This window comes from Cellulomonas septica, assembly GCF_012396155.1.
Classification (GTDB): domain Bacteria; phylum Actinomycetota; class Actinomycetes; order Actinomycetales; family Cellulomonadaceae; genus Cellulomonas; species Cellulomonas septica.
Map to the genome: position 1 here is coordinate 1 of NZ_JAAXOY010000229.1, position 4,969 is coordinate 4,969.

The following is a 4,969-nucleotide window of genomic DNA, read 5'->3' on the forward strand; positions in this document are numbered from 1 at the left end:
CGTGACGCTCGACGTCCTGCCGCCCTTCGCGGGCGGCTGACCCGCCCGGCGCGTCGCACACCGGGCGGGTCGACCCCTCACCAGGGCAGCGCGCCCGCCCGGTCGTGGAACGTCCCGGACGGTGCGTCCGGACCGACGGTCGCCGCCGCGACGACGGCCTCGGCCCCCTGCTCGACCGTCTGGAACCCCTGGTGCCTGTTGAGGCCGGTCGCGGTGTAGCCGGGGTCGACGGCGAGCACCTGGTACCCGTCGAGCACCTTCGCGTACTGGCTCGTGATCATGTTGAGCGCGGCCTTCGACGACGGGTACGCGAGCCCGGCGATCGTCGACTCGAACCGCGCCGGGTCGGTCGTGACGCCGAACGAGCCGAGCCCGCTCGACACCATGACGACACGCGGCTGCGCGGACCGGTCGAGCAGCGGCAGGAACGCGTGCGTGACCCGGACGGGCCCGAGCACGTTGACGCCGTAGACGGGCAGGAAGTCCGCGGGCGGGGTGTCCCGCGGTCCGACGAGGCGCCCGCTGACGCCGGCGTTGTTGACGAGCACGTCGAGCCGGCCGTGCGTGGTGTCGACGACGCGCACGGCGTCGGCGACGGAGGCGTCGTCGGTGACGTCGAGCCGCACGGCCCGCGCGTCGCCGCCGAGCTCGCCGGCGACCCGCTGGCCGGCGTCGAGGTCGCGCGCACCGACCCACACGGTCCAGCCGAGTGCGACGAGTCGACGGGCGGTCTCCCGCCCGATTCCCTGGGTGGCCCCCGTGACGAGGGCGATCGTGGTGTCCATGCCGTCGACCCTCCGCCGCGGCACGAGCGCGCTCCAGGGCGTGCGCACCCTGGGACCGGCGGTCCCACGCTGCGGCCGCCCGCGCGCCGCCGCACGGGTGGATCCTGGGCGCATGGATCGTGGTGAGCTCGCCCAGGTGCTGCGACGTGCGCGGGGACGCCTGTCACCGCAGGACGTCGGGCTGCCGGCGGGCGAGCGCCGCCGGGTCGGGGGTCTGCGGCGCGAGGAGGTCGCGCTGCTCGCCGGCGTGAGCGTCGACTACGTCGTGCGGCTCGAGCAGGGGCGCGGGCCCCGGCCGTCGCCGCAGGTGCTGCGCGCACTGGCCCGGGCGCTGCGGCTCGACGACGACGAGCGCGCGGAGCTCTTCCACCTGGCGGGCTCGCCGCCGCCGCTTCCCGGGACGGTCGACGACGTCGTGCGCCCCAGCGTGCAGCGCCTGATGGACCGCCTCGTCGACCTGCCGGTGCTGCTGCTCGACGCGCGCGGCGACGTGCTCGCGTGGAACGCGATGGCGTCGGCGCTGCTCGGCGACTGGTCGTCGGTGCCCGTGCGCGAGCGCAACGTCAACCGGATCCGGTTCCTCGGCACGACGCCCTACGGTCCGCGGACCCGCGTCGCGATGTCGCACGACGAGCGGGAGGCGACCGCGGCCCAGGCCGTCGCGGCGCTGCGGACGGCGGCCGCCCGGTACCCGAAGGACGCGCGCCTGAACGAGCTCGTCGCCGAGCTGCGGCGGGAGAGCCCCGACTTCGAGCGGATGTGGCAGGAGGGCGGCGCGAGCGTCTGGCGCAGCCACCGCAAGTCGGTGGACCACCCGACGGTCGGGCGGGTCACGCTCGACTGCGACGCGCTGCACGTGCCCGACAGCGACCAGGCGATCATCGTCTACTCGGCCCCGGCGGGGAGCCCTGCCGCCGACGCGCTCGCGCTGCTCCGCGTCATCGGGACGCAGTCCCTGACGCCGACCGCGGGTGCGTCCGCGACGCGCGACTGAGGTCCCGCACGGCGTCCTCGCCGGCTCCGCGTCGGCGGCGCCGAGCCGGAAAGGGTGCGCCTCGACGGCGCTCCTCGCACGTCGAGCGGCCACGCTCCACCGGAACGGGCGACAGGTCGCGCGCTCGCCGCGCGACCCGTCCGGGGCCGACCTAGCGTGGCCCGACAACCCGTCCCGAGCGAAGGGAGCACGGCATGCCGACGATCGACCAGACCATCGAGGTGGCCGTCCCGATCAGCACCGCCTACGACCAGTGGACGCAGTTCGAGGAGTTCCCGCACTTCATGGGTGGCGTCGAGGAGGTGCGCCAGGTGACCGACACGCTCACCCACTGGCGGACCTCGATCGGCGGTGTCGAGCGCGAGTTCGACGCGCAGATCACCGACCAGCACCCGGACCAGCGCGTCGCGTGGCGCAGCGTCGACGGCCCGGCCCACGAGGGCGTCGTGACGTTCGAGGCCGTCGACGCGGGCACCACCCGCGTGCACGTCGAGACCCGGTGGGAGCCGGACTCGCTCGTCGAGAAGGCCGGTGCCGCCGTCGGTGCCGACGACCTGCAGGTCAAGGCCGACCTCAAGCGGTTCAAGGAGTTCATCGAGAACCGCGGCACCGAGACCGGCGCGTGGCGCGGCGACGTCTGACCGCCTGACGCACGACGACGCCCGACCGTCCCCGCGCGGGGTGGCCGGGCGTCGTCATGTGGAGGGACCGAGCGCGAGCCGTCGCGGAGCCGCGACTGCCGGCCGGGCGTCGGCCTGTCAGTTCTCGAGCAGACGCGCGTGCGCCCCCAGCCACGCGGCGACGTCCTCGAGCGGCAGGTGCTCGTCGCCGCCGACGGCGCGCACGAACCGGTCGACCTCGTGGGGATCGGCGACGAGCCGGTAGCCGTTGAGCCGGTACAGCACGTCGGTCACGCCCTCGTACGCGTCGGCGCCCCGCACGACGACCGCGGGCCGCGCGAGAGCCGTCGCCAGAGCACCCTCGTCGTCGATGACGAGGTCGAGCAGCTCGCAGAAGTCGAGCGCGTCCTCCACGTCGACGTACCTGACCGTGGTCATCGGGCGAGCTGGTCGAGCGCGTCGGAGTTCTCGGCGATCGACTCCCGGATCGCCTGCGCAGCGGCCGAGCGCCGAGCGGACGGCGCAGCGAGGGAGCCTTGCCTGGCGGCCGCGTCGAGCCGGGCTGCGTACTCACGGACGGCGATCGCGGCGACCTCGTCCGTCGTGCGATTCTCCCGTGCGGCGCACCTGCGCAGGAGGTCTTCGTCGGCCGGGTCGAGCCGCAGGGTGATGGCCACGGTGCGCGCCTCCGCAGATGGTGAGCAGACAGTCCGCCAACCTACCGACGAGCGTCACGGCGGAGCCAGCGCCTGTCCACCACGGCGCGGGTCTCCGAGCGCCGAGCGCTCGCGGCTCAGCCGCCGATCGCGCTCATCGGCCGGTCGGGCTGCCGGAACGTCGGCTCGCCGATCCCGTGTCCGGCCTTCTTGCCGGCGAGGCAGCGGCGGAACGCGTCGGCGACGGCCGCGTCGTCGAGCGCCTCGTGCCGCACGACCGCGCGCACGTCGACCTCGTCCTGTGCGAACAGGCACGCGCGCAGCTGCCCGTCGGCGGTGAGCCGCAGCCGGTCGCACGCCGCGCAGAAGGGCGCGGTGACGGACGCGATGACGCCGACCGTCTGCGGGCCGCCGTCGACGTACCAGAGCTCGGCCGGTGCGGCGCCGCGTCCCGGCACCTCGGTGAGCGTGAACGCCGAGGTCAGCCGGTCGAGGATCTCCGCCTGGGTGACCATCTGCGTGCGGTCCCACGTGTGCCCGCCGTCGAGGGGCATCTGCTCGATGAACCGCATCTGGTACCCGCGGTCGACGGCGAACCGGGTGAGCGCGACGACCTCGTCGTCGTTGACCCCGCGCATCGCGACCGCGTTGATCTTCACGGGGTGCAGCCCGGCGGCGTCGGCGGCGGCGAGGCCCGCGAGCGTCTCGACGAGCTTGTCGCGCCGGGTCAGCTCGATGAACTTGGCGCGGTCGAGCGTGTCGAGGCTGACGTTCACGCGCGACAGCCCGGCGTCGCGCAGCGGCGACGCGAGCGCGGGGAGCCGCAGCGCGTTGGTCGTGAGGGACACCTCGGGGCTGCCGTGCGGGCCGGTGAGCGCAGTCAGACGCCGGACGACGTCGACGACGTCGACGCGCAGCAGCGGCTCGCCACCGGTGAGCCGGATCTCGGTGATCCCCAGCTCGACCCCGACGCGCGCGACCCGCACGATCTCGTCGGTGCTGAGCATCGTCGAGCGGGCCAGCCACGGGACGCCCTCGGCCGGCATGCAGTACGTGCACCGCAGCGAGCACCGGTCCGTCAGGGAGATGCGCAGGTCGTGGTGCGGCCGCCCGAACCGGTCGACGAGCGGGCCCTCGGAGCGGACGTCGGGCTGCGGCGCGTGCTCCTGCTCCGGGGCGCGGGCGTCGCGGTCGGACGACGCGTCCCGCACCGTCGGCATCGGCAGGTCCGTCATGTCATCCCCACCCACACGTGCGACCCGTCCGCGAGGACCTCGCGCTTCCAGACCGGCAGCTCGGCCTTGACGGTCTCGACGAGCGCCCGGCACACCTCGAACGCCTCGGCCCGGTGCGCGGTCGCGACGGCGCAGACGATCGCGGCCTCCCCGACCTCGAGCCGCCCGACGCGGTGGCTCACCGCGAGCCCGAGCACGTCGTCGTCCGCCGCCGCCTGCTCGGCGAGCCGCGTCAGCACCGCCGCCGCGTCGGGGTGCGCGCTGTACTCCAGCGCCACGACCTTCCCGTCCACCGACGGGTCGTGGTCACGGACGAGCCCGACGAACGTCGCGACCGCCCCGGCCCGCGCGTCGCTCACATGTTCCACGTGAAACAGCAGGTCAAGCGGCCGGTCGTCGATCCGCGCCAGCACGGTCATGCGTGGTCACCCCCCGCGACCTGGTCGAGCAGGTGGTCGAGCAGCGGCAGCAGCGTCGCGAGGTTGTCCCGGACGCCCCCAGGGGAGCCGGGCAGGTTGACGACGACGACCCCGTCGGCCGTCACGCCCGCGAGCCCGCGGGACAAGACGGCCGTCGGCACGGTCCGCGCCGACTCGCGCCGCAGCAGCTCGGCGATCCCGGGGAGCTCGCGGTCCAGCACCGCGCGTGTCCCCTCGGGCGTACGGTCGCGCGGGCCGAC

The 4,969-nt window shown here is 74.8% G+C and carries 8 protein-coding genes; 2 read left to right on the forward strand and 6 right to left on the reverse strand.

Annotated features, from left to right (window positions below):
• Positions 1-77 precede the first annotated feature (77 nt).
• On the reverse strand, positions 78-785 hold the full coding sequence (locus tag HGA02_RS10175; RefSeq protein WP_168678906.1) for an SDR family NAD(P)-dependent oxidoreductase: 708 nt from the start codon (positions 783-785) through the stop codon (positions 78-80).
• A 112-nt stretch (positions 786-897) separates the two neighbouring features.
• Here HGA02_RS10175 and HGA02_RS10180 point away from each other — a divergent pair, with 112 nt between their 5' ends.
• Both HGA02_RS10180 and HGA02_RS10185 read left to right on the forward strand, forming a co-directional pair.
• Complete coding sequence (locus HGA02_RS10180; protein WP_168678907.1) at positions 898-1,779, forward strand: helix-turn-helix transcriptional regulator; 882 nt, start codon at positions 898-900, stop codon at positions 1,777-1,779.
• Positions 1,780-1,973: 194 nt separating this feature from the next.
• On the forward strand, positions 1,974-2,420 hold the full coding sequence (locus tag HGA02_RS10185; RefSeq protein ID WP_168678908.1) for an SRPBCC family protein: 447 nt from the start codon (positions 1,974-1,976) through the stop codon (positions 2,418-2,420).
• 117 nt (positions 2,421-2,537) lie between these two features.
• Here HGA02_RS10185 and HGA02_RS10190 read toward each other — a convergent pair whose 3' ends face one another.
• The 5 genes from HGA02_RS10190 to HGA02_RS10210 all read right to left on the reverse strand — a co-directional run.
• Entirely contained in the window at positions 2,538-2,837 is a 300-nt protein-coding gene (locus HGA02_RS10190; protein ID WP_168678909.1) for a hypothetical protein, read from the reverse strand.
• Positions 2,834-3,076, reverse strand: a complete 243-nt coding sequence (locus HGA02_RS10195; protein WP_168678910.1) for a hypothetical protein — start codon at positions 3,074-3,076, stop codon at positions 2,834-2,836. The genes HGA02_RS10190 and HGA02_RS10195 overlap by 4 nt, the downstream gene beginning before the upstream one ends.
• 116 nt (positions 3,077-3,192) lie before the next feature.
• Complete coding sequence (gene moaA, locus HGA02_RS10200; RefSeq protein WP_168678911.1) at positions 3,193-4,290, reverse strand: GTP 3',8-cyclase MoaA; 1,098 nt, start codon at positions 4,288-4,290, stop codon at positions 3,193-3,195.
• Positions 4,287-4,709 (reverse strand): molybdenum cofactor biosynthesis protein MoaE, encoded by a 423-nt coding sequence (locus tag HGA02_RS10205; RefSeq protein WP_168678912.1) that lies wholly within the window; start codon positions 4,707-4,709, stop codon positions 4,287-4,289. The genes moaA and HGA02_RS10205 overlap by 4 nt, the downstream gene beginning before the upstream one ends.
• Positions 4,706-4,969 (reverse strand): MogA/MoaB family molybdenum cofactor biosynthesis protein (locus HGA02_RS10210; protein WP_246247639.1); only part of this gene is annotated, 264 nt, incomplete at its 5' end. The genes HGA02_RS10205 and HGA02_RS10210, both read right to left, overlap by 4 nt.

Coding starts and splice junctions, on each gene's coding strand:
- HGA02_RS10175 (WP_168678906.1), bottom strand. CDS start 785: ATGGACACCACGATCGCCCTCGTCACGGGGGCCACCCAGGGAATCGGG.
- HGA02_RS10190 (WP_168678909.1), bottom strand. CDS start 2,837: ATGACCACGGTCAGGTACGTCGACGTGGAGGACGCGCTCGACTTCTGC.
- HGA02_RS10180 (WP_168678907.1), top strand. CDS start 898: ATGGATCGTGGTGAGCTCGCCCAGGTGCTGCGACGTGCGCGGGGACGC.
- HGA02_RS10185 (WP_168678908.1), top strand. CDS start 1,974: ATGCCGACGATCGACCAGACCATCGAGGTGGCCGTCCCGATCAGCACC.
- HGA02_RS10205 (WP_168678912.1), bottom strand. CDS start 4,709: ATGACCGTGCTGGCGCGGATCGACGACCGGCCGCTTGACCTGCTGTTT.
- moaA (WP_168678911.1), bottom strand. CDS start 4,290: ATGACGGACCTGCCGATGCCGACGGTGCGGGACGCGTCGTCCGACCGC.